Source organism: Vibrio penaeicida, assembly GCF_019977755.1.
GTDB lineage: Bacteria > Pseudomonadota > Gammaproteobacteria > Enterobacterales > Vibrionaceae > Vibrio > Vibrio penaeicida.
This window is the reverse complement of the sequence record NZ_AP025145.1, coordinates 1207536-1230858: the sequence shown is the minus strand read 5'-3', so window position 1 is coordinate 1230858 and position 23323 is coordinate 1207536. Positions and strand designations below refer to the sequence as shown.

The 23323-nt window shown below is 42.1% G+C and carries 17 protein-coding genes; 11 read left to right on the top strand and 6 right to left on the bottom strand.

Annotation, left to right across the window (positions count from 1 at the left end; genetic code table 11):
- Nucleotides 1–222 precede the first annotated feature (222 nt).
- Together LDO37_RS23750 and LDO37_RS23745 are read left to right on the top strand one after the other, a co-directional pair.
- Entirely contained in the window at nucleotides 223–1416 is a 1194-nt protein-coding gene (locus tag LDO37_RS23750; RefSeq protein WP_126608197.1) for an acetate/propionate family kinase, read from the top strand.
- 579 nt (nucleotides 1417–1995) lie between these two features.
- Nucleotides 1996–4050 carry an ATP-binding response regulator gene (locus LDO37_RS23745; protein ID WP_185829934.1) on the top strand — a complete coding sequence of 685 codons (2055 nt, stop codon included), beginning with the start codon at nucleotides 1996–1998 and terminating at the stop codon, nucleotides 4048–4050.
- Nucleotides 4051–4245: 195 nt separating this feature from the next.
- Here LDO37_RS23745 and cqsA read toward each other — a convergent pair whose 3' ends face one another.
- Both cqsA and LDO37_RS23735 read right to left on the bottom strand, forming a co-directional pair.
- The gene (cqsA, locus tag LDO37_RS23740; RefSeq protein ID WP_126609826.1) at nucleotides 4246–5418 is read right to left on the bottom strand and encodes an alpha-hydroxyketone-type quorum-sensing autoinducer synthase; all 1173 of its coding nucleotides are present in this window, start codon (nucleotides 5416–5418) and stop codon (nucleotides 4246–4248) included.
- Nucleotides 5419–5638: 220 nt separating this feature from the next.
- Nucleotides 5639–6604 (bottom strand): TDT family transporter, encoded by a 966-nt coding sequence (locus LDO37_RS23735; protein ID WP_185829935.1) that lies wholly within the window; start codon nucleotides 6602–6604, stop codon nucleotides 5639–5641.
- A gap of 689 nt (nucleotides 6605–7293) precedes the next feature.
- On the opposite strand from LDO37_RS23735, the gene LDO37_RS23730 reads away from it, so the two are divergent.
- Nucleotides 7294–8298, top strand: a complete 1005-nt coding sequence (locus LDO37_RS23730) for a CobW family GTP-binding protein (protein WP_126609827.1) — start codon at nucleotides 7294–7296, stop codon at nucleotides 8296–8298.
- 36 nt (nucleotides 8299–8334) lie between these two features.
- Here LDO37_RS23730 and LDO37_RS23725 read toward each other — a convergent pair whose 3' ends face one another.
- From LDO37_RS23725 to LDO37_RS23715, 3 genes are all read right to left on the bottom strand, one after another.
- Complete coding sequence (locus tag LDO37_RS23725) at nucleotides 8335–9126, bottom strand: EAL domain-containing protein (RefSeq protein ID WP_185829936.1); 792 nt, start codon at nucleotides 9124–9126, stop codon at nucleotides 8335–8337.
- Nucleotides 9127–9584: 458 nt separating this feature from the next.
- Nucleotides 9585–10520 (bottom strand): ribosome biogenesis GTPase YlqF, encoded by a 936-nt coding sequence (gene ylqF / locus LDO37_RS23720; RefSeq protein ID WP_126609829.1) that lies wholly within the window; start codon nucleotides 10518–10520, stop codon nucleotides 9585–9587.
- A 147-nt stretch (nucleotides 10521–10667) separates the two neighbouring features.
- Complete coding sequence (locus tag LDO37_RS23715; protein WP_126609830.1) at nucleotides 10668–11708, bottom strand: LacI family DNA-binding transcriptional regulator; 1041 nt, start codon at nucleotides 11706–11708, stop codon at nucleotides 10668–10670.
- Nucleotides 11709–11931: 223 nt separating this feature from the next.
- On the opposite strand from LDO37_RS23715, the gene LDO37_RS23710 reads away from it, so the two are divergent.
- Genes LDO37_RS23710 through LDO37_RS23690 form a run of 5 tightly spaced genes read left to right on the top strand, consistent with a single transcriptional unit; the run spans nucleotide 11932 to nucleotide 18053 of the window.
- The gene (locus LDO37_RS23710) at nucleotides 11932–13236 is read left to right on the top strand and encodes a M24 family metallopeptidase (RefSeq protein ID WP_126609831.1); all 1305 of its coding nucleotides are present in this window, start codon (nucleotides 11932–11934) and stop codon (nucleotides 13234–13236) included.
- Nucleotides 13237–13252: 16 nt separating this feature from the next.
- Complete coding sequence (locus tag LDO37_RS23705) at nucleotides 13253–14242, top strand: thiamine pyrophosphate-dependent dehydrogenase E1 component subunit alpha (protein ID WP_104400635.1); 990 nt, start codon at nucleotides 13253–13255, stop codon at nucleotides 14240–14242.
- Complete coding sequence (locus LDO37_RS23700) at nucleotides 14230–15210, top strand: alpha-ketoacid dehydrogenase subunit beta (RefSeq protein WP_224055462.1); 981 nt, start codon at nucleotides 14230–14232, stop codon at nucleotides 15208–15210. Before LDO37_RS23705 ends, LDO37_RS23700 begins: the two co-directional genes overlap by 13 nt.
- Nucleotides 15207–16670 (top strand): NAD-dependent succinate-semialdehyde dehydrogenase, encoded by a 1464-nt coding sequence (locus LDO37_RS23695; protein WP_126608762.1) that lies wholly within the window; start codon nucleotides 15207–15209, stop codon nucleotides 16668–16670. The genes LDO37_RS23700 and LDO37_RS23695 overlap by 4 nt, the downstream gene beginning before the upstream one ends.
- Nucleotides 16671–16691: 21 nt before the next feature.
- Nucleotides 16692–18053: a dihydrolipoamide acetyltransferase family protein gene (locus LDO37_RS23690; RefSeq protein ID WP_185829872.1), complete on the top strand. Its 1362-nt coding sequence runs from the start codon at nucleotides 16692–16694 to the stop codon at nucleotides 18051–18053.
- Nucleotides 18054–18128: 75 nt separating this feature from the next.
- On the opposite strand, the gene groL is transcribed toward LDO37_RS23690, so the two are convergent.
- Nucleotides 18129–19739 carry a chaperonin GroEL gene (gene groL, locus LDO37_RS23685; protein WP_126608764.1) on the bottom strand — a complete coding sequence of 537 codons (1611 nt, stop codon included), beginning with the start codon at nucleotides 19737–19739 and terminating at the stop codon, nucleotides 18129–18131.
- Between the two features lie 444 nt (nucleotides 19740–20183).
- Between groL and LDO37_RS23680 the strand changes: the two genes are divergently transcribed.
- The 3 genes from LDO37_RS23680 to LDO37_RS23670 all read left to right on the top strand — a co-directional run bounded on the left by LDO37_RS23680 (nucleotide 20184) and on the right by LDO37_RS23670 (nucleotide 23318).
- Complete coding sequence (locus tag LDO37_RS23680; protein WP_126609199.1) at nucleotides 20184–20987, top strand: SDR family NAD(P)-dependent oxidoreductase; 804 nt, start codon at nucleotides 20184–20186, stop codon at nucleotides 20985–20987.
- A 91-nt stretch (nucleotides 20988–21078) separates the two neighbouring features.
- Nucleotides 21079–22014 carry a sugar ABC transporter substrate-binding protein gene (locus tag LDO37_RS23675; RefSeq protein WP_126609198.1) on the top strand — a complete coding sequence of 312 codons (936 nt, stop codon included), beginning with the start codon at nucleotides 21079–21081 and terminating at the stop codon, nucleotides 22012–22014.
- Between the two features lie 263 nt (nucleotides 22015–22277).
- Nucleotides 22278–23318, top strand: a complete 1041-nt coding sequence (locus tag LDO37_RS23670; RefSeq protein WP_224055460.1) for an ABC transporter permease — start codon at nucleotides 22278–22280, stop codon at nucleotides 23316–23318.
- Nucleotides 23319–23323: the final 5 nt, after the last annotated feature.

Sequence of the window (23323 nt, the reverse complement as noted above, 5' to 3'; positions counted from 1 at the left end):
AGAGAGTTGATGTTTTTTATATGTATTCAGGTGCTTATTCATTGGTTTTAAATTTTCTCTATGAAGTAAATGCTTTGCTGCGCTAGATCAACAAAACTCTTAATTGCATGACTTGTTAATTAAAATAAAGTTGAAAGATTAAAAAATCATTGAATAATGGTTTCATCTTCGACGAAAGCATATCGCTTCAGAAAATTAGCTAAAAACAGGATTCATAACCTTATGTCTCATTCCTTTGTTCTAGTTATAAACTCAGGTAGTTCTTCTCTTAAATTCGCTGTTATTGATTCTGAAACGGGTAGTGCCGTTGTCAGCGGTTTAGGCGAGTGTTTTGGATTGCCTGATGCGGTAATCAGCTGGAAATACGATGGTAATAAGTTTGAAGATAATATTGATGCACCTGAAAATCATCATCACCATGCAATCAATCGAATTGTTGGGTTAGTAGAAGAATATAAGCTAACAGAAAACATAGTGGCTGTCGGTCATCGAATTGTTCACGGTGGCGAAAGGTTTACTCAAACGGTTCGAATTAATGCAGATGTCTTACAAGAAATAGAGAGCCTTTCGGATCTTGCACCGCTACATAACCCAGCAGGTGCAACGGGTATTCATGCTGCGATGTCTGCTTTTCCTGCTTTGCCTCAATTTGCTGTGTTTGATACGGCATTCCATCAAACCATGCCTCAAAAAGCGTTTACTGGAGCTATCTCTAACGAGTTGTACAAAGAGTATGGTATTCGTCGATACGGATTTCATGGTACAAGCCATTACTTTGTTAGCCGTGAAGCAGCGAAAATGCTTAACAAACCGGTGGATCAATCCAGCTTCATTTCCGTGCATTTAGGTAATGGTGCGTCAGTATGTGCCATAAGCAATGGAGAATCTGTTGATACCTCGATGGGATTCACTCCGTTAGCTGGGCTAATGATGGGAACGCGTTCCGGTGATTTGGACCCTGGCATTATTGAGTTTCTGATGAAGAAAGGTTGGAGCCAAGAAAAGGTGTTTGAAACCTTGAACAAGAAATCGGGCTTTCTTGGTGTTTCGGGGCTTACTTCCGATGCTCGTGGCATCCTAGAAGCGATGGATGAAGGGCATGAGGGGGCAAGGCTCGCATTTGAAGTATTTACGTACCGTGTTGCAAAATATATTGGTTCTTACCTAATTCCACTGGGTCACCTTGACGCTATTATTTTCACAGGGGGCATCGGTGAAAACTCGTTACCAATTCGTAGTGAGATTTTGAATAACCTCAAGCTTCTAGGTTTTGTAGAAGATGAACAAGGTAATGAAGCGGCAAGGTTTGGCGCGTCTGGCGTGATTGCTCGATCGGAGGTATTGAATGCAGTCGCAATGGTTATACCAACCAATGAAGAATTTGTTATTGCAAAGCAGTCGGTAGAATTGCTTTAGAGTTACGGTTCAATAAGCGCGTTTTTCTGCGCAAAAAACAGTCAAACCAGAGCCCCTCTTGTAGGGGCTTTGTTATTGGTGCTGACTTTGCTGTGATGGTTAATGAATCGATGAATAGAGTCATTTTTTATATTAGATTGAATTCAGATTTAACAAGTATCTACTTCAAAGTAACTTTTACTATTTGAAGGTATGACACCGAAAACTGGTGAGACTGAATAAGTGATGACAGGTGAATTTCGCAACACTTTGTTTCGACAACCACGAAATGGTTGTCGATTTTGTAATGAAATTTAATCTCATTTTTGGGAACTGGCGTACAAACAACAGAGATATATGAATGAGGTTTGTATTTCGGCTCTATGGTTGGTCAATTTCCAATCGGTGGTCTCAATGTTTGTAGATTATTGGTCACAGAACCTTTACCTAATTACCCAATTTAACAATGAGTTATTCAATTTTTTGAAGAAGTTTGGCGTGGATCATACTTCACTCAGTTTCAATGAATCGAGTATTATTCTGTGCTATAACTAATCCGACTATATGATAAGAATAATCGTGCTTTGGCTAGGGACACTAATGCAGTTCGATCGTGCAAAAAAGATCTATGAATACGCGGAACCTAATCTGACCATTGTGGCTTTAATGGGGATTATTGGTTTTCCAGCTTATTACTTCGTTTGGACATGGCTAGCGCCTGAAAGCTACGAAAATCTGGGCTTTCGAATTGTATGCGGACTATTACTCGTTCCTATTTTACTTCGAGATGTTTTGCCCATCTATTTAAAGCGCTACCTGCATATCTACTATGTCATTTCGTTAGGGGTGTGCATCCCTTATTTCTTTTTCTACATGCTTTTGAAAAACGATTGGTCAATGATCTGGAGCATGTCGTTAATGTCGGGGATTTTCCTTCAGATTTTACTGATATACGACACGAGAATCGTATTCTTACAAAGCCTTACTGGCTATGCAGCTGCTTATGCGACAATATTTGTACAAGGTGATCCTGTAACGTATTTTGAATGGACGCTGATGCCCGTATTTTTCTTTACATACGCATTTGGCACACTCTTTTATTATCGAAACTTTACAGAAAATGAATCTAAAGTTTCGCTAGCAAAATCGTTTGGAGCTGGGATTGCGCATGAAATGAGGAACCCTTTAAGTGCGGTTTACAGTTCCATTGAGGTTGTGAAACACTTGTTGCCGGAGCGCAATGCACAGCAGTTATCCGATTTCTATCCTCTCGATGCAAAAAGCTTAGACGAGATTAATGGCATTCTTGACGACTCTCTCAATGTCATTGAAAGGGGCAATGAAACCATTAGCCTTTTGTTGACTTCCATTGATGAGCACAAGCTATCCACGTCTAGTTTCCGACGACATTCATTAAGTGAAACGTTAGAGAGTTCAATTGAAGGGTTCCATTTCAATAATGCGGCGGACAGAAGTTTAATCCGACTGACATTTGACGAATCCGAATCCTATTTTGGTAGTGATGTGCTGTTACGCTACGTCATCTTCAACTTGTTGAAAAACGCACTTTATTACAAACACCGAGCGGATTTCCAAATCGATATCAAACTTGTTATCGGAGAAGAGTTTAATTCAATATTTGTCGAGGATACAGGACCGGGTATCGACAGTGAAAATATTGAGCAAATATTTAGCGATTTCTATACTTCCGGCAAAAAAGGTGGATTTGGGTTAGGTCTGCCGTTTTGTCGTAAAGTGATGAAAGCGTTTAAAGGGACTATCGTTTGTAAAAGTGAAGTAAACAAAGGAACACAGTTTGAACTTAGATTCCCTAAATACGAATCTGAGCGCGTCTTTTCTTTGAAGAGTAGTGTGGTTAAAGATAAATCTTTGCTTTATCTTGGCAGTGCAGGGGAAACACTCAATGCGCTTCAATCCCACGCTTTTTTCACTGGGTACGAACTGAGCCACAGTGAGCCTACAAGCTCGGATTTGAGCGCCAGCAAACTCACTCAAGATGTAATATTGGTGAACCTTTCAAGCTATCAAGAAGACAAAACACGTTTCATTTCTCTTGAGAAGGAACTTTGCAGCTTTGAAGGAAAAATTGTCTACCTCTACTCAGGAAATATACTGAATTACCTCACATTAAATCGAATACTATCCTATGAATTACTTGAGGTAACAGCGTTCACAAAAGGGTTAGCGACGAAACTCGATAAGTTATTCTTTGAAAAGGCACCTAAGGGAAGTGACATTGCTAGAACCCCTAAGGGCTATAAGGGAAACACAACCATTTTAATTGTTGACGACAATGCGTCGCTTCGGCTTTATTCATCGACTCTTTTGGAAAGGCAGGGCTATAAAGTACTTCAAGCCGAGAATGGCCGAGAGGCGCTGCTTTTGCTTAATTCTAACGACGTTAATCTCATTCTAATGGATTTAGAAATGCCCGAGATGGATGGCATAGAAACCACAGTCGCCATTCGAGACCAAAAATATCAACACAATGGGAAAGATATACCGATCATCTGCTTCACTGGTGAAAAATGCGAGAAAACACTTAAATCTATTTCAGAAAGTGGTATGAACGACTACATATTAAAACCTGCATCCAAAGATGTGTTGATACAAAAAGTGTCTACTTGGATATAAAGTGAGCCCAAAATATAAATTTGTTCAAAGGACACAGCTAGAGTAAAAAATGTAGGGCTGTAGCATCGGTAAAAAGATAAAACGTTTTATAAATTACCATGCATATAGCCCTATTCATTTTATTGCTTATTTATTTATCAATTAAACCGATATACTGGATATATAAATTAACCAATTAGCTGATTAAATTTCATATTAAGATAACAAACCTTGCTCTTTAGCTAAACTGCAAACAGTCAATACTTTGTCTAATTGTGCATCACTCACTTCACTATTTACAGATAGACGAATAACACTTTTATTTTTTGGTGTTGCAGGGCTACAAAATACCGCACCAAAAATTCCGTTAAATTCAAAGAAATCACGTACTCTTTCTGTGTTCTCCTCGGTTCCTGTTTCTATTGCAACAATTTGTGAGTTGCTGTCTGTCCGTATATCTAAGGATTTCAATCCTGAAATAAGTTTATGAGATTTATTGAATAAATCCTCTCGTCGATGGTCACTCTTTTTAATGAGCTCTAATGTTGCTTTTAGTGCTTCCATTTCATAAGGAATAATGCCTGAGCTAAAAATTGCGGGTAACGAGATAAAAGGTAGACATTCATGTACCTTGTGATGGCACAAGATTGCTCCTGCGCGGTAGGAGAACGTCTTAGCTAGGCTGGTTGTTACAAAGTCCACCTTATCAGTTAAACCAAGCTCAGAGAGCAAGCCAGCGCCGTCTGGACCGTGTGTTCCAATCGAGTGAGATTCATCGACAATGATGGCGCAGCCTTGCTCATTTGCTACCTCAACGAATTCCTTAAGCGGCGCAACGGTTCCGTGCGTACTGTATACCGAGTCAATAACCACGATACCTGGGCCGTATTTCTTTACTTGTTTAAGTAAATTCTTTGGCTTGTTGTGAAGGAAAGGGTGAATTTTGCTACCGGCATTCTGCGCCCCGTGCCATAAAGACATATGGGCAAAAAAATCAATGTAAACATGGGTATCTTGGTCGGCAATCGTTTGAAGTAAACCAACGTTCGCAGCCCACCCAGACTGAGTGATAATGCAATGGTCAAACCCTAGGAAATCTGCAAATTTCTGTTCAAAAGAGCTTTCATCTACCGTTTGGCTTTGGAATACAGCAGACATGATGGGTTCGCGAGTCGCATTGCTCAATGCGTTGATTTGCCGAGCCTTAATGTAATCGTGATTGCATATGGCCAAATAATCGTTGCTTCTGAGTACTATCGAATCGTCGCTAGGTTGTAAGCCTTGTACTATGTGTTTACCGTTATTTCTGGAATAGATGTGCTTTTCGAGATATGTCTCGAGTTTATTCTCAATAAAAGACGGCAGTGGTTTAGCGGTAAAATTACTCATGATATTTCTCTTATGTGGATATTTGTGAGGTCAGCTGACCCTTTTATTAATATCCAGAGAAATAGATACGTCATTATGCAATATTTATGTTTTTGGCGCTTATTGCAAAAAAAGCTATCCTTTATTTATCTATTTGTTATCTAAATTACCCTTTAGGGAGTGCGGCTTAAATAGATTTGTTGAAATAAACAAGTATTATTCTATTAGTTTCATCTATAAATTACTTGGGCTTGTTTAACTTAAATGATAGCTCAGGCCAGTACATTTTTAGATAATTTGCCGATACCCACACCACCAAAACTGTTGCTATTGTAATTTCGAAGAAGCCAAACCAATGCAACCATACCCACTGCGTGTGCTGCTCTGCAAACCATGTGGTTAATCTTTGCATAGCAATTGCACTGATTACGGAAGGAAAGGTAACAGCGGCAATGGATGGCTGAAATTTCAGCCTCATCAGCTTGAAGTAACAGAGATAGATGAGAAGAGTCATCGTTATCGCAATACCAGACAATGCCCCAGCTAAAATGGGATCTGGATTTGGGAAATTAACCAAATAAGCGGCTAGAGAAAGGTTTACAGGTGCTGCCATGATGGCAAGGGTTGGGCGAGCAGGTCGGGGGAGTTTACCTGCGAAAACCAAACGATACAAAACCATGGGCAGCATAACAAAATAGATGGCAATGCATACCATTGCCATATTTTGCGAAAATACCGTGTGACCTAGTGTACTACCAGCTAACGTTGAGCTAATCACTCCCACAGGATAAAGAAACCAACTTGGAAAAATATTGGTGAACTTAAAGTTACTTATCTGAAATGAAAAGAACAGTACCATCATGGTGATGTGTAAAGTGAGCGCCGCAAACCAGAGTGGATGTGCAATCTTTGGGAGTAATATGGCAAGATAATCGCACAATACTAACAATGCCATGCTCATTGGAGCCATTAGGCTACCTCGTAGCGGGTGTTTGATATCATGAAGAAATACCCTGGGAGAGGTGACATACCTAATTAGGACTGGAGCAAGGAGCAAAGAGCCAACAACAGAACAAAAGGGGCGTATTACATCACCAAACAAAGGAAAATATAGTGCCCAAGCTTGGCCAAGACCAATAAATCCAAGTGCGAGCGACGCTTGTGCCGTGGGGACATGTTGGAAGTAAATAAAGCGTTTCCAGTCCAATGATGTGATTCCTTCTACTACAAAATTCTACCGCGTGACGGATTTAGCGTGATGCATACCCTAAATGTCGCCGACAAGGAGTTACATTTACTCTATTGAATGACTATTCAAAGGTGCATAAATTAAGTGCGCGTATTATACCGAAGGGCTTTTAAGATGCATTGTCTTCGAAGAAATAATGCGAAGTGTGCCGTTGTCGTACTGATTGTTTTCTCCAATTAGCTATTTGAAAAGCGAAAGTGTGACATTGGCAGGATCTTTAAACGATCTTTCTTTAGAATCGGTTGCAAATTAGCCGATATGGACGATACTAAAAGTGTAGAGCAAGCGTGACACTTCATTGAAGGGAGAAAATTGGCTCTACATTAAAATTTGGTAGGAAGACAAGTAAAACACAGGAAATCCTCGTAAGTTGTTAGTACCCGACTGGTAGCTAATTCGCAAACTCACGATTGAGAACGAGGTCTGAGGCGTATCACTTTATGTGGTGCGCCTTTTTAGTTTCTATAGGCTTTATTTCAAGAGATTGGAGTTTATTGCGTAATGGTAAATTAACAACCTAAAAGGTGAGAAGATCGTTTTGTTGTCGAAAGAGACTCTTTTGAGAAATGACAAGTGTAATAATATAACAATATGGTTATAATGCCGCGCTGCTTAAGACTAAACAACGCTTGCCCAAAGGAAATACGATGGTTCCAACGAATATTATCACTGGCTTTTTAGGTGTCGGGAAAACAACCGCAATTCTTAACTTGTTAAAAAATAAGCCAGAGAGTGAATCTTGGGCTGTTTTAGTTAATGAGTTTGGAGAAATTGGTATCGATGGAGCGCTTTTGACCGACCAAGGAGCACTGATTAAAGAAGTTCCTGGTGGTTGCATGTGCTGTACGGCGGGCGTTCCAATGTCTGTAGGAATTACGGCGTTGTTACGTCAGAAACCCGATCGCTTGATCATTGAGCCAACAGGGCTAGGTCACCCAAAGCAAGTGATTTCAACATTACTTTCCGAGCAATACGAAAATTATGTGGATTTAAAAGCCACTATTGCTCTTGTTGATCCTAGAAACCTCCAAATTGAAAAGTATTTAGAAAACAAGAATTTTAACGACCAACTCGCCAGTGCAGATGTTGTGGTAGCAAACAAAGCAGATGAGTGTAGCGAGTCGGAATTATTGTATTTTGAAGACTGGGCCAAACGACAAGAAAACATAAAAGTATCTATCGTTACCGAGAAAGGCATTCTGGATATTCAATCCCTAGATATTGAAAGGAATGGGCGAGTTGAATCAGCTTCCAAACAAAGTCAAAACCCCTCGTCGTTCGATGCAGTGAGTGATGACCAACATGACCATGCGATAGACTCACCTGAATTCATCCTATCTCCTGATGAAACTTATGTTAGAAAGGAAAATAGAGGGCAGGGCTTTTATAGTTGTGGTTGGGTTTTTGGTTCGGAATGTATCTTCAATTTTGAACTCTTAATGAGTATGTTACGTGACTTAACGGCAGAGCGAGTAAAAGGCGTGATTAATACGGACAAGGGCTGCTACTCCATCAACAATGCCAATGGCGTCATATCTGTAAATCAGATAAGCCTAGAGGGATTTGAAACTCGTATAGAGGTTATCGACACTCAGCTTATGCCATGGGAACAGCTAGAATCTGTGCTTTTGGGGATTTGCGGGCTCAATTAAAAAGCGCGCTGTAATGAATCAGCGTCCAAAGTGTGACTATTTTACTTTCGCAGTACACATAAGGGGTTCTGGCGTTGAAAACAGATACCCTTGATAGAAGTCTATACCTAACGCTTTCATGGCGTTGTACTGGGCTTCTTCTTCAACTCCTTCAATGATGAGCTTTGCACCAATATTTTTAGCTACACGTACTATTTCCAATAACGCTGTCTTATTTTCAGCCATGTAATCTAGCAATAAGGAGCGATCGATCTTAACGATTTCAGGCTTTAACAAATTTAGCCGATTAAAGTCGGAAGACTTGACACCAAAATCATCCATAGCGACCTGAAACCCAGAGTTTTGCATTGCAGTGGTCGCATCAAGCAACAGCTGGTTATCAAACGCTGCACTTTCAACAATTTCCATAACAATTTGCTGAGTGCTCAAACCCAATTCAACAATCCGTTTCTCAAGTAAACTTGCTTTGATGGCCATAAAGGCGTTGTATTCGCCTGATACAGGAAGGACATTTAAAAAGAGTTTAAGATCTTTTCTTTTTAACTGTGAAAAATTCCGAACGTGTATTGCGCGGGTTAGGCGATCGAGGTTTATCTTTTTAGCGATAGAGATTTGCTCTGAATCGAACAAAATATCAGGACGGATATTTTCGCCAGTCGTTTCACTGCTAAACCTTGCAAGAGCTTCATATGCAAAAGGTTGTATTGTTGGTGTCATGATTGCCTGAAAAGCGCTAGTAATGATCAAGTTGTCGTATTTTGCATAATGCCGCCCCTCATCGTCTATAAAACAATGTGCATTAAACTCTTCACGATTATTTAAAATCATAAGCAACCTAGTAAGCATTAAAGGTTAAACGGCAACCATTAACAGACATGCAACTTTAGGGTATGTTCTTACTCTTGTAGTAAGCAAGATACCCAAATTCACTATGCGTAACCTTAAGTACTATATCAAATTAATAGCAAGCTATCACATTGTCTATTGGATAGTTTTACCAATAGTTCATAGTGAGGTCCCAAAAATGAAAACCATTACATTGACCAACTGTAGGAGATTAAAGAATATAATCTTCACAAATAGAAGGACTTCCAACAGTATAAGTTGTGGTAAATCATCGATTTGAAGGCTAACTATCGATATAAGCATGGCAATCAAATCCAGAAACTGCCAGTCTAAACGAGAATTACTCATCTAGCATGAGTAAACTTTTGGAGGAATATTCACCTCACTATGAGAAGACCGAATGATCTGCTTAAAATGAGGTGATGGATGAGATGGTGGGACTATCGCTTGTTTTTCAGGTAACGTTTGCGACGTTCTTCTTTTTTCTTAAGCTTTTGCTCTGCCTTTCGTTCCGCTTCTTTTTCTACTTCGATGAGCTCTTGCGTAATCATTTCCGGACGTTCCAGAGTGATCTGACCAATGGTACCGCCTCGTAGCTCATGGAGAAGGATTTCTGATGCCTTATGTAGATCGACTCGACCACCTGAGCGAAGTGCACCACGCTTGCGACCAATCTCTTCCATTAATTCAATGTCTGAAGTTGGCAGTTCATCTAATTGATATCGTTCTTTTAGAAGGTTAGGGTACTGCTCGGCTAAGTACTCTACGGTGTAAAACGCAACTTCGTCATATTCCATCGCGGTATCTTTTACCGCTCCTGTAGCAGCGAGCCTAAACCCGCTATGAGGGTTCTCTACTTTTGGCCAAAGGATTCCGGGTGTATCCGACAACACAATGCCATTTTGCAAATTTATACGTTGTTGCCGACGCGTCACCGCTGGCTGATTACCAGTTACGGCTATGGTTCGACCCGCTAAAGTGTTAATGATTGTCGATTTACCGACGTTTGGTATGCCCATAATCATCGTGCGAATGTTTTTACCCATCTGCTCACGGTGAGGCGCTAACTTACGACACAATTCCATTATCTTATGGACTTCTTGCGGGTTAGACGTAGTGATTGCCATGGCTTTTACGCCTTTCTCTTTTTCGAAGTGCTCTATCCAGTGATCAGTCATAGCAGGGTCGGAGAGGTCACGCTTGTTAAGGACTTTTACGCAGGGCTTGTCTTTTCGAAGTGAAGAGATCATTGGGTTTTCAGAACTGAAAGGAATTCTTGCATCCAATACTTCGATGATAACGTCGACTTGAGGAATGACTTCTTCGATCTCTTTTCGGGCTTTGTGCATGTGACCCGGAAACCATTGAATTGACATAGAGAGAACCTAGGGAAATAAAGAGTTTGGGCTCATTGTAAAGCCAAAAAATGAAGAGTAAAGGCAGATCGTATTGCTTAAAGCCGAATACCGCGTTAACAAAGTTGTAAGGGATTAACCCTTAGTAGAAAATCAAGTCAGAAAGCTCTAGCTATCGAGCTTTCTTGTTGATTGACGAACGACAAGTTTTGGCTGTAACAAAACCTTACGAGGAGATACTTCTTCTGTTCCTGCTTTAATTTGATTTACTAACATATTGATAGCTTCATTTGCCATCTCTACATTAGGAATAGACAACGTGGTTAACGGGATTCTAAACCAGTCTAAGAATGGCATGTCATTGATTCCAGTAATAGAAATGTCATCTGGACAGTGGACACCCTGGCTTTCTCGTTCACCAATGCAACCCAATGCCAACAAGTCATTGCTTGCTATTACAGCGGTTGTTTCTGGGTGTTTCTCAAACAGCTCTATAGAAGCATTGTGACCAGCTTCTTCAGAGAACGCTGAAGCTTGTACTAATGTGGGTTGAAGATCGTACATCTCGGCAGCGGCTTTAAATGCCAATCTTCGGTTAAAGCCAGAAGAAATCTCACTTGGTCCTGCAATATGAGCAATTTTTCGGTGACCCAATTTATATAGATGCGAAGTGAGTTGGTGAATTCCTTCATTGTCATCAACAAGTATTTGGTCGGTGACGAGTGAGTCAACTGATCGTGTAAGCAGCACAAGTGGAATATGCATTTGCTGACAATACTCAACGGTAGGGTCTTCACGAAAAGCAGATGCCATTATGATTCCATCAACATTTCGGGAAACAAGTCGCTTTAACTCTTCCATTGCAATTAAGGAGTTATTTTCTGTGTATGCAAACGTCAGTGTATACCCCAATTTATGAGCGCGTTGTTGAATCTGATTGATGAGTGGGGGAAACATCGGATTCAAGATGTCGGGGATCATGACACCAATTGTTTTCGTTGAACCTTTTTTAAGTGCTGAAGCAAGGGGGTTGACGCTGTAACCCATTTCTCGACTTTTCTTAATTACCTGCTCTACAACTCGATCTGATACTAAGTGCTGTTTATCGGGGCTTAAAGCACGAGAAACTGTAGATGCGTTAATATTCAAGGCATTAGCAACGTCTTTAACGGTTACTCGTTTCTTATTTGTACTTCGTGAGGAGCTCAATCTTTATCCCTTACTTTATTATTCGCACTTTGGCGAATAGAGAAAATGATGTAAACATAATGTTAATTACATGATTGACAATTAATCTACTATGTGCTGCAATCGTTTGCAAGCTGAAGCCTATCTAAATATAGCCTGTGTTCTAAGACATAGGATAGTACGGATACGGCTTATTATTTGGAATTTGTTTGCAAACGTTTGCATTGATAACAAAGGAATGTCTATGGAGATTGTCAAACCCACAGAACCAAGGATAGTTCGAGAAAGTGATATAGAGCCAGGTTGGGACTGGTCTAAGAAGATTCCAGCGCCAGGGAAGATGAGCGTGGATTTTGAGCAAAGAGTAGACTTCAATCGTTTGCACCGGTATCGGGTCGGACGTGTACAGACAGTTCTTGAAAAGTCGGAATTTGGCGCGGTTCTTTGCTTTGATAACAACAATATTCGATACCTCACGAGTACGGTAATAGGAGAATGGGCAAGAGACAAAATTGCCCGATACTCTCTTTTCACGGGAAACTCAGACCCCTATTTATGGGATTTCGGCTCTGCTGCCAAGCACCACCAGTTATATCAACCGTTAATCGATGCAGAGCACTTTAAATCTGGGATGCTTGGATTACGAGGTTCGATGGGTGAGGAGGCTGGGCTCTTTAAAAAAGCTGCCCGAGAAATTAAAGATTTGCTGGTGGCAGAAGGCGTTGCAGATATGCCTGTTGGTGTTGACGTTGCAGAACTCCCAATGCTTGAAGCATTAAAAGCAGAAGGGTTAGAAATCCGCGATTGCCAACAACTCATGTTGGAAGCGAGACAAATAAAATCGATGGATGAAGTCGTTCTTTTGAATATGGCGGCGGCGATGGTTGACGGCGCTTATCACGAATTGGCGTGTGAGCTTAAGCCGGGAAAACGCGAAAATGAAAGCGTTGGACTTGTTAATAAATTCTTATACGACAACGGGTCTGATGATGTCGAAGCCATCAACGCGATTTCCGGTGAGCGAGGCAATCCGCATCCTCACAACTTTACTGACCGAATGTACCGCCCTGGTGATCAAGCCTTCTTCGATATAATTCATTCATTTATGGGCTATCGAACCTGCTACTACCGCACACTCAATGTGGGCAGCGCAAGTCAAGCTCAAATGGATGCATATAAAAAGGCGAGAGAGTGGATAGATGCAGCGATTGATCTTATTCGCCCAGGAATGACGACAGATAAAATTGCCGCGGTTTGGCCAAAAGCGGAAGAGTTCGGTTTTGCGAGTGAAATGGAAGCCTTTGGTTTGCAGTTTGGTCATGGAATAGGACTAGCATTGCACGAACGTCCTATTATTAGCCGCTTAGTCTCTATGGAACATCCATTTGAACTTCAAGAAGGTATGGTGTTTGCCCTTGAAACGTATTGTCCTTCGGCAGATGGCAACGGCGCAGCTCGAATCGAAGAAGAAGTTGTCGTCACAGCGACTGGTTCTGAAGTGATTACATTGTTTCCAGCGCAAGACCTATTTATTGCAAATAAATACTGATTCAAGGAAGAAACAAATGCCCCTAGAAATTACAGAGGAAATTCAATGGTCGCTGTACAAGACCATGCTCAGAGCCCGCGGGTTTGAACAACGCGCTTCTGATCTGTTTTTACAAAATTTAGTGAAGGGAACGAATCACTTAGCTATGGGTCAGGAGGCGGTAGCTGCTGGCTTTGGTGTAGCGATGAAAAAGGGCGATTATACCTTTTGCACCTATCGTGGTCATACGCACACCTTGGTTCGTGGTGCTGATATGTCGGCATTGTTTGCTGAATTAATGGGTCGCGAAGGCGGGATTCTTAGTGGTAAAGGTGGCTCAATGCATTTAACGAGTGTCGAGCATGGTGCCATGGGTTCATACGCTATTATCGGAGCGCAATTGTGTATTGCCACTGGAAGTGCATGGAAAAGCCAATACAAAGAAAGCGGTGAAGTCACGGTTGTTTTCTTTGGTGATGGCACAACCAATATTGGTGCATTCCACGAGGCACTTAACTTCGCTGTTATTTGGTCTTTGCCCGTTGTCTTTGTGTGTGAAAACAACCTTTATATGGAATACACGCCAATCGGCAATGTAACAGCGGTTGAGCATCCAGCGGCTGATCGCGCTTCAGCGTATGGCTTAGAATCCATCATTGTGGATGGAAATGATGCCGATGCAATGTTTGAAGTGGCTCAGTCGGCGATTGAAAAAGCGAGGCAAGGCGGGGGTCCTAGTTTAATCGAAGCCAAAACCTATCGTCACCAAGGGCACTCACGTGCAGATCCCGGAAAATACCGCCCTAAGGAAGAGCTAGAAAAATGGCTCGCGTATGACCCAATTGATATCTATCGAGATCGTTTGCTTCAACAAGGGGTGGATAAAAACCGAATAGAACAGCTAGAAGCTGAAGTCGAAAATGAAATTGACGAAGCCACGGAAAAGGCAAAAACATCTCCAGCTCCATCGGAGGCGTTGTGTTTTAAAGACGTGTGGGCAAATGGAGGTTGGGAATGGCGAAGTTAATCAGCTACCGAGAGGCCGTTGCAGAAGGGATTGCCCAAGAGTTACGACGTGACAATGACGTCGTATTTCTAGGGGAAGACGTCGCGGCAGCAGGAGGCGTATTTAAAGCAACGGTTGGTCTGTATGAAGAATTTGGTCCGGAGAGAGTTAGGGATACCCCTATATCCGAACAAGCCATATTAGGTGCCGCGATGGGGGCGGCGATGACAGGGCTTAAACCCATAGCTGAAATAATGTTCTCAGATTTTTTGGCCGTTTGTTGGGATATGGTTGCTAACGAAATTGCAAAAGCTCGGTACATGACTGATGGACAAATGACGATTCCGCTTGTGATTAGAACCGCAAACGGTGCAGGATCTCGCTTTGGGGCGCAGCATTCACAGAGTTTAGAAAATTGGGCAATGATGATACCGGGAATTAAGGTTGTTGCACCTTCTAATCCAGCGGATGCTAAAGGGCTGCTCGCCGCAGCTGTTCGAGATCCTGATCCGGTCATTGTGTTTGAACACAAATCTCTTTACGCGATGAAAGGCGAAATACCAAATGGCGAGCATGTTGTTGAGCTGGGGAAAGCTAACCAAATCCACTATGGAAGTGACGTTACAATCGTCGCCTTAGCTGCAATGGTTCCAAGAGCCGAAAAAGCGGCAAAAAAACTTAAAGAAGAGGGGATAGATTGCTCAGTTATTGATTTAAGGTGCCTCGTCCCACTTGATGTGGATACCATCCTTAATGATGTAAAGAAGACGTCTAGGTTAGTCACCGTAGAGGAAAATCCTCAGTTATGTGGTTGGGGGGCGGAAATTGCCTCTATTGTTGGAAATGAATGTTTTTTTGAACTGGATTCACCGATAACTCGTATCACAACGCCCCATATCCCTTTGCCTGCCGCTGATAATTTAGAAGACCATGTCATCCCTTCCGTTGATCGGATCATTGATGAAATAAGAAAGGTGGTGTCAATATGATTGTCGACGGAATTAAGGTGCCAACCGGTGTATTTATTGGTGGAAAGTGGTTCAACAGCCAAAGTCGCGATATCCCTGTTTATAACCCCGCAAACGAAGAGCTTCTTACGTATGTCGCTTCTGCGAACGAAAAGCATGTAGAAGCAGCCATAGACAGCGCTGAAAAGGGGCTGAAAATATGGAAGAAGACCGCGCCCAGAGAGCGAGGAGAGATTCTGAGAAAAGCGTACCAACTGATGCAAGATGAAAAAGAACTCATCGCCAAGATCATCACTTTGGAAGAGGGGAAAACACTTGCCGAATCCAAAGGAGAAGTGAACTATGCGTCTGAATTCTTTCGCTGGTTTTCAGAACAAGCGATTCAACTGAATCAAACAATGTCACCCGCCCCCAATGGTGATAAAGCAATCATGGTGTGTCAGCATGCAGTAGGGATAGCCTATCTTGTGACACCCTGGAATTTTCCCGCTGCGATGGCGACAAGAAAGATTGCCCCAGCATTGGCAGCAGGGTGTAGCGTTATCCTCAAGCCTGCAACAGAAACACCATTAACTGCTTTGTATATCGCCGATCTACTAAAGCGAGTTGGCGTACCTGATGGTGTTGTTTCTGTTCTACCCTCTATCAGCGCTAGAAAAGTATCTCAAGTTATGTTTGCCGACGAGCGAATCGCTAAGCTTTCTTTCACAGGCTCAACTGAGGTAGGGAGAACATTGCTTCACAATGCAGCGGATCGTGTTGTGAATACGTCAATGGAGCTTGGAGGTAACGCGCCTGTCATTGTACTTGATGATGCAAATCTGGTGAAAGCCGTAGAACAAACGCTTGTAGCGAAAATACGAAATGCAGGTGAATCATGTATCGCAGCAAATCGAATTTACGTCGCTCGAAACCTGTACAAATCATTCTACGAACTCTTAGCTACTAAAATGGAACAACTTATTATTGGCTCTGGAACGGATGCAGATGTTGATGTTGGTCCTATGGTGAATAAGCAAACGCAATATAAAGTGGAACACTTAGTTCAAGATGCCGTGGAAAAAGGAGCAACACTGGTTACCGGCGGAAACACATGGAGAGGCAAAGGGTTCTTTTGCCGGCCAACCGTACTTTGCGATCTTCCGAGTAACTGTGAAATATTGCAAGAAGAAATCTTTGGACCTGTTGCCGTTGTTATTCCCTTCGATTCGGAAGAAGAAGCCGTCAATTTAGCGAATGACACACCATTTGGATTAGCAGCCTATGTCATGTCTGAAAATATTCCTCGCGCAGTCAATGTAGCGAAGCAAATCGAAGCTGGCGTAGTAGGAATCAATAAAGGCGTGATATCGGACCCTGCTGCCCCGTTTGGCGGGATGAAGCAAAGTGGCATTGGTCGGGAAGGTGGTGAGATGGGGATGGGAGAGTTTTTAGAAACCCAGTACATCGCTCTTGATTGGCCAGGCTCCCCAAATTTATGAGGCAATAATATGGATATTGTAATGCCCCAACTCGGGGAAACCGTGACAGAAGGGGAAATCATTCTTTGGTGCAAAGAAGTTGGTGACGAAGTAAAAAAAGGTGAAACACTTTTTGAAATTTCAACCGATAAAGTAACAATGGAAGTGCCGTCGGTCGAAAATGGCACTCTTGTTGAAAAGCATGCTCAAGTGGGTGAGGTTATCGATGTTGGTTTACCTGTTGCGACTTTGCAGGTCGAAGGTGAGGAGGCTCATTCTTTATGTACCGTCGAAGAAACTAGCGAAACTGAGCCGACTGAAGGTACCTATAAAGGCTTAAAATCGCCTGCCGTAAAATACTTGTGTAAGCATAACAACGTTGATTTGAATGATATTGTAGGTTCGGGTTTAGATAATCGGATAACAAAAAAAGACGTACTTCAATGGATGTCATTGGAGCAAAAGCAGGTATCGGATGCACTATCACCCGCTGTGCGGCGATTACTCGGAGAACACAATCTTCATGCTTCTGATATTGCGGGGACAGGTAAACACAGCCGAATAACAAAGCAAGATGTCTTAGACCACTTAGATAGTACGACCGCTGAAACCGAGCCTACTATTAACAACGACTTTCATCCCGCTATTGAAACACAGGCTGAACTTTCGGTACCGAATTCGTATTCAGAATTTGAGACGGTTAAACCTTTCAACCACATGCGAAAAATGATTGCCCATCAAATGTCGAAGTCGGTTGATGAAGCCGTTCATGTTGCACAAGGCATTGATGTTTGTTTTGACGCTGTAGAGCGGACTAGGCTTCAACATAAAGAAGCATTTAAGACAAAATATGGATGCAGTCTTACACCACTTGCTTTTATTGCCCGTGCTGTTTGTATAGCGTTGACCGAATTTACTGACCTTAATGGTCGTGTAGAGGATCAAACGCTTATTACGTCGAGAGATATCCACCTGGGTATTGCTGTTAACTTAAATCATAAAGGGCTTGTTGTGCCCGTGATTAAAAATGCAGCCGATTACAATGTATCAGGGTTGGCAAAGAAGATAGCTTATTTAGCGAGAAAAGCGAGGGACAACGAGTTGAGTGCTGATGAGCTTCAGGGAGGCACCTATACACTTTCAAATAATGGTGTTTATGGCACGGCTTTCACCACACCAATCATCAATGTTCCTCAAGTAGCTATTTTATCTGTCGATACTATTACGAGGAAACCTGCTGTATTTGAATACAATGGACAAGAATCGGTCGGTATTTCGAGCCAAGGAATGTTAACTCAATCATTTGATCACCGCGCTGTTGATGGTGGTTACTCCGGGGCTTTCTTAAACAGAATTTCTGAGGTGTTGATTCAACACCCATGGCAAGATGAGGTTAAGGTTTAAGACATTTTCATTAGAATGTTTGCCCTCAAAACGAGTAGCCCATTCAATACCGATTGGGCTATTTCTTTATTATCACTAATGCTCATGGTGATGTGAAGGTACATAGTCCGGATCGGTATCACCGATTAGGGCTTCCGTGGTTAACATCAATGCAGCAATGGAACTCGCGGTTTGTAAGGACATACGAGTCACTTTAGTTGGATCAATGACGCCCATTTCAACCATATCGCCAAATTCGTTACTTGCCGCGTTCAATCCGAAATTCGTTTCTTTTTTGCTTACTTTTTCGAGATGCACACCAGCGTCTAGACCTGCATTAGTAATAATCTGTTGAAAAGGAACCTTCATTGCGTCAAGCGCAATGTTCATTCCTGCTTGTTCATCGGGTGAACGAGGTGTTGGAAGCTTTAAATTTTCTACGACTCTAAGCAACGCTATACCACCGCCTGGCACTACACCTTCTTCTATTGCCGCCCTTGTAGCATGAAGCGCATCTTCTACTCTGGCTTTCTTCTCTTTTACTTCTGTTTCCGTTGCAGCACCGACTTCAATCACCGCAATACCACCGGAAAGTCGGGCGCGTCTTTCCGACATTTTTTGCTGATCATAATCCGACTCAGAGTCGACGATCTCCGCATTAATTTTTCCTATGCGTTCATTTATAGCGCTTTCTGTACCATTCCCCTTAATAATGGTGAATTGGTCTTTAGTCAGTTCTAGGCGTTCACACGATCCAAAATGGGACTCTGTAATTGCTTCCGGTGTTAATCCCGTTTCCGCAGATAGGACCGTTGCCCCCGTTAGTGCAGCGATATCTTGAAGGATAGCAGAACGCCTCGGTCCAAAACCGGGCGAACGAGTGGCAACCGCTGAGAGTGTTTTTTGCATATGATTGACGACAAGTGTTGAAAGTGCTTCGCCTTCTATCTCTTCGGCAATGATAAACAATGGTCGATTCTTTTTGGCGCATATCTCCATAGCGGGGACTACTTGGTCATAGTCGAGTAACTTGCCATCGACTAACATGATTAATGGCGTTTTATGAAGAACTTGCATTTTTCCTTGAACGTTAACGAAATGGGGAGAAACGTAGCCTCGTCCAAATTGCATTCCTTTAACAACGGATAATTCAGTATTGAAACCACGACCTTCTTCTATGGTTACAACGCCATGCTGACCAACAGAACGTATTGCATCGGCAACAATTTTGCCAATGGTAGAATCATTATTAGCGGAAATGGTGGCAACATTCTGAATGTCGCTTTCGTTGTTGCAAGGTATGGATAAGGCTTTTAACGCATCAACAGCAGCGGACGTGGCTTTTTCAATTCCGTATTTTATATCAATGATATTGAAGTTAGCGGCCTGGGCCTTGAAACCTCGATTCAAAATAGCCTGCGCTAAAACCGTCGATGTTGTGGTTCCATCACCTGCCTCATCGTTGGCTTTTGAGGCAACAGCGCGCATTAAGGATGCGCCCATTTCTTCCATTTGACCCTTAATGGCCACTTTTTCAGCGACTGATACGCCATCTTTGGTGATGATTGGTGGCTGATCGAAGTTTCTCATAACGACATTTCGTCCGCGAGGCCCCAAAGTTACCTTGACTGCATCCGCTAATAAGTTAGCGCCAGTAAGCAATCGTTGACGAGCTTTCTCTCCAAACTCTAAATGATCCTGATCCATAATATCCCTCATGATTTTTATTGCTCTACTTTGAAATATCTTGTCCCTATTTGCAAACGTTTGCAAATAAAAAGTCACATACTGATAACATGATTAGGTCATGATGAACGATACAATGTGATCAATTAGCCATTTTGAGTATTTTTTAATCATTAATAACAACAAATAATAAGTGGGTTAACTAATTGATGAATATAGATTAAATCAAAGTAAAAAACAAAAGAGGAAATAACATTCTTACAATTGAGTCAAAAAAGGGGATGTAAAAAATATGTAAATAGCTATTCTATTTGTAACTTTCTAAGCAAAAAAATTTTCAAAAACAATGCAAACGTTTGCAATGTTGGTTTAAAAAATAAATTTAAAGGTTTGTGTGAAGTATGAAACCAGAGCTTTTGGTATGACTAAGATTAAAGTTGAGTTGACACAGAAAGGAGATGAATTGTGGATATAAACAGACTCAAAGGAAAGCATGTTCTGATCACAGGTGCTGCCAGAGGCATGGGCGCTGCTATTGCTGAAAATTATGCAGCACAAGGTGCCAAAGTCTGTGTTGCTGACCTAAACATTGAAGGATGTAAAGAAGTAGTGTCGAGAATTGAGGCTGCTGGTGGTGAGGCGATTGCGGTAAAGATGGATGTCACAAAAAGAGAAGACATCGCTGCCGGTGTAGAAGCAACGGTTGCGGCATTTGGCTCAATTAACGTGATGCTTAACAATGCAGGAATCAACAAGCCGCTTATGTTCATGGATATCACTGAAGAAAACTGGCATCAGATTATGACCGTTAACGGGCTTGGCTGTCTGATGGGAATGCAGGAAGCTGCTCGCCAGATGATTAAGCAAGGGCCACAGAAAGAACCCTACAAAATTATAAATGTCGGCTCAATTGTGTCTCGTATGGCTTTTGATGATGTTGTTCCATATTCGTGCAGTAAACACGCAGTTCTTGCCATGATTAATGGTGGCGCTAAAGCACTCGTTCAGCACAACATTACCGTAAATGGCTATGGTCCCGGTGTAGTGAGAACCGAATTATGGGAGCAACTAGACAAGGATTTGGTGGCGATAGGTAAATTCGAAAAACCCGGTGAATCAATGGATAAGCTTGCTGAAGACATGATCTTACTGGGCAGATATTCATACCCAGAAGATGTGCTGGGTACTGCTGCATTTTTAGCAAGTCCGGATTCAGATTACATGACCGGACAGCTGATCATGATTGATGGCGGTATGGTGATGCAATAAAACGAAGAGATAAAGAAAGTGCCTGAGGACCGAATTATTGGGATGTATGCGGTAGAGGGCACTCAATAACGTGAACAAGGAGTAGTTAACAATGAAAACGGTAAAAATAACGCTATTAGCCTCAATGGCTGCATCAGCAGCTTTTGGTGTTACTGCAAAAGATCTTGTTATTGGTATTACCCAAAATAATGTTGGGGTCGATTCTTACCAAACCACTTATGAAAAAGCGTTTAAAGAAGCCGCGGCGAATACGAGCAATGTAAAGACGGTCGTACTGGATGCGGGTGGTGATGTCGCTCGTCAAATCGCCCAAATGCAGGATCTCATACAGCAAAAAGTGGACGTGATCATCATATGGCCGACCAATGGTAAAGCCGTTGTTCCTGTCATCCGAAAAGCAAAAAAAGCCGGTATTCCCGTTGTTGTGACTAACTCAAATGTCGCTGAAGAAGGTCAGCAATTTATTGCTTCATTTTCTGGTCCAAACAATATTGTTCAAGGTGCTTATTCTGCGGAAATGATGTGTGATGCATTAGATGGTAAAGGCAAAATCGTGCAGATTTCAGGGCAACCCGGTTATACCACTGCAATCGAGAGACAATCAGGTTTTGAGGATCGATTGGCTGAGGCGTGCCCTGGAGTCGTGATTATGGAAACTCAACCTGGTGATTGGAATAGAGAAAAATCTCAGCGTGTTATGGAAAACTTCTTAACCAAATACGACAACATCGACGGCGTGTACTCTGGCGACGATAACATGGGAGTCGGTGCGCTAAATGCTGCTAAAGCCGCAAATCGCGAAGGGATTGCATTCATTGGTGCCACCAATTTTGCTGTTGGTTATGAGGCCATGGGACGCGGTGAATATTGGGGATCGGTATATCAATCTCCTGTCGATGACGCAAAAAACGCACTAGCGACGGCTATTTCGGTAGCGAATGGTGAAGAGGTACCTAAGCAGAACTACTTTGATACACCAAAAATCACCCAAGACAACATGTCTCAATTTACCAAACCAGTTTTCTAATTGTGCAAATAGAAGCTATATAACAAATAGAAGCTATAAAGGTAGACGGTAATGGATGTGGCTTATTGATAGTGAAACGTGATGCGTTTCGATAAGCCACAGATATACCACGGTCTCGTTTTGAAAACTTATGCAGGGAAATCAAGATAGTGTTAAGCGAATCTTGAGGACTGCACTTTAATAGCTTAATGGTTAATGAGTTTGTATTTTAGTTCTTAAAGTATCTATTCGGACCGTATCAATTTCATTTCTAAGGTAGCGGTATGACAATGGACTCTCCACCAGCACAAACCTATAAGAAAAATGACGAAAGTAAAAAACAACCATCGGTTGATGAACCCTTACCTCAGCATTCGTTGAGTAAGATGATGGCTAAGCACGGAATCAGTGTGGCTTTCCTTTTGTCTATCGTGGTTTTCTCTGTATTTTCTGAACGTTTCTTAAGTACCGATAATTTTATGACGGTGATTCGCCAAGCGTCCATCATAGGAACGATTGCTCTGGGCGTCACAATTGTTGTCATTGGTGGAAACCTCGACCTTTCAGTGGGATCACTTCTGTCTTTTTCGACGGTTATCGTCGTCGATTTGCATGACAAGGTTGGTCCTTCTCAAGCCATTCTCTTCATGTTTGTTTTTACGCTCCTTATCGGTGCAATTAATGGTTTTCTCATTGGATATCTTAGGCTCAATTCTCTTATCGTGACACTTGGTATGCTTTCGGCAATTCAAGGCATTATTTTGGTGTATACCGGCGGTCAAAATGTCGATATTGCTAACCAAGAAGACACGTGGTTTGCATTTTTTGGCAGAGGGTTCATAGGACCAATTGCGGTTCCAATTATCATCTTTGCGGTTTTAGCTATTGTGTATGAGCTTTTGTTAAAGAAAACATCTTACGGAAGAAAAGTTTTTTCGTTGGGTGGAAATCCTCTCGCTACAACTTATTCGGGAATTCGTCGAAGCAAATTAGTTTTTACTACTTACATTCTTTCAGCGCTTTCTACTGGCGTTGCTGCGCTCATCTTAGGGTCAAGAGTGATGGGCTCACAAAACAACGTTGGTCAAGGGTATGAGTTACTTGTTTTAGCGGGCATCATTTTAGGTGGTACAAGCTTGCTTGGTGGTTCTGGAAGTATAGTGAAAACGGTTATTGGGGTATTGATGCTGGGCTTTATCCAAAATGGTTTACTGCTTATGGGTTACCCATATTACGCTCAGTGGCTCGTGACTTGGGCTGTGATCATTTTAGCGGTTTGGCTCGACGTGGGCTCTAAGCGCGGAAGCTTGTTTACCAAATACTGAGTAAA

Excerpts from the sequence above, each read along its gene's own strand:
- LDO37_RS23750 (WP_126608197.1), top strand. The coding sequence starts at position 223 with ATGTCTCATTCCTTTGTTCTAGTTATAAACTCAGGTAGTTCTTCTCTT.
- LDO37_RS23745 (WP_185829934.1), top strand. The coding sequence starts at position 1,996 with ATGCAGTTCGATCGTGCAAAAAAGATCTATGAATACGCGGAACCTAAT.
- cqsA (WP_126609826.1), bottom strand. The coding sequence starts at position 5,418 with ATGAGTAATTTTACCGCTAAACCACTGCCGTCTTTTATTGAGAATAAA.
- LDO37_RS23730 (WP_126609827.1), top strand. The coding sequence starts at position 7,294 with ATGGTTCCAACGAATATTATCACTGGCTTTTTAGGTGTCGGGAAAACA.
- LDO37_RS23725 (WP_185829936.1), bottom strand. The coding sequence starts at position 9,126 with ATGATTTTAAATAATCGTGAAGAGTTTAATGCACATTGTTTTATAGAC.
- ylqF (WP_126609829.1), bottom strand. The coding sequence starts at position 10,520 with ATGTCAATTCAATGGTTTCCGGGTCACATGCACAAAGCCCGAAAAGAG.
- LDO37_RS23710 (WP_126609831.1), top strand. The coding sequence starts at position 11,932 with ATGGAGATTGTCAAACCCACAGAACCAAGGATAGTTCGAGAAAGTGAT.
- LDO37_RS23705 (WP_104400635.1), top strand. The coding sequence starts at position 13,253 with ATGCCCCTAGAAATTACAGAGGAAATTCAATGGTCGCTGTACAAGACC.
- LDO37_RS23700 (WP_224055462.1), top strand. The coding sequence starts at position 14,230 with ATGGCGAAGTTAATCAGCTACCGAGAGGCCGTTGCAGAAGGGATTGCC.
- LDO37_RS23695 (WP_126608762.1), top strand. The coding sequence starts at position 15,207 with ATGATTGTCGACGGAATTAAGGTGCCAACCGGTGTATTTATTGGTGGA.
- LDO37_RS23690 (WP_185829872.1), top strand. The coding sequence starts at position 16,692 with ATGCCCCAACTCGGGGAAACCGTGACAGAAGGGGAAATCATTCTTTGG.
- groL (WP_126608764.1), bottom strand. The coding sequence starts at position 19,739 with ATGGATCAGGATCATTTAGAGTTTGGAGAGAAAGCTCGTCAACGATTG.
- LDO37_RS23675 (WP_126609198.1), top strand. The coding sequence starts at position 21,079 with ATGAAAACGGTAAAAATAACGCTATTAGCCTCAATGGCTGCATCAGCA.
- LDO37_RS23670 (WP_224055460.1), top strand. The coding sequence starts at position 22,278 with ATGACAATGGACTCTCCACCAGCACAAACCTATAAGAAAAATGACGAA.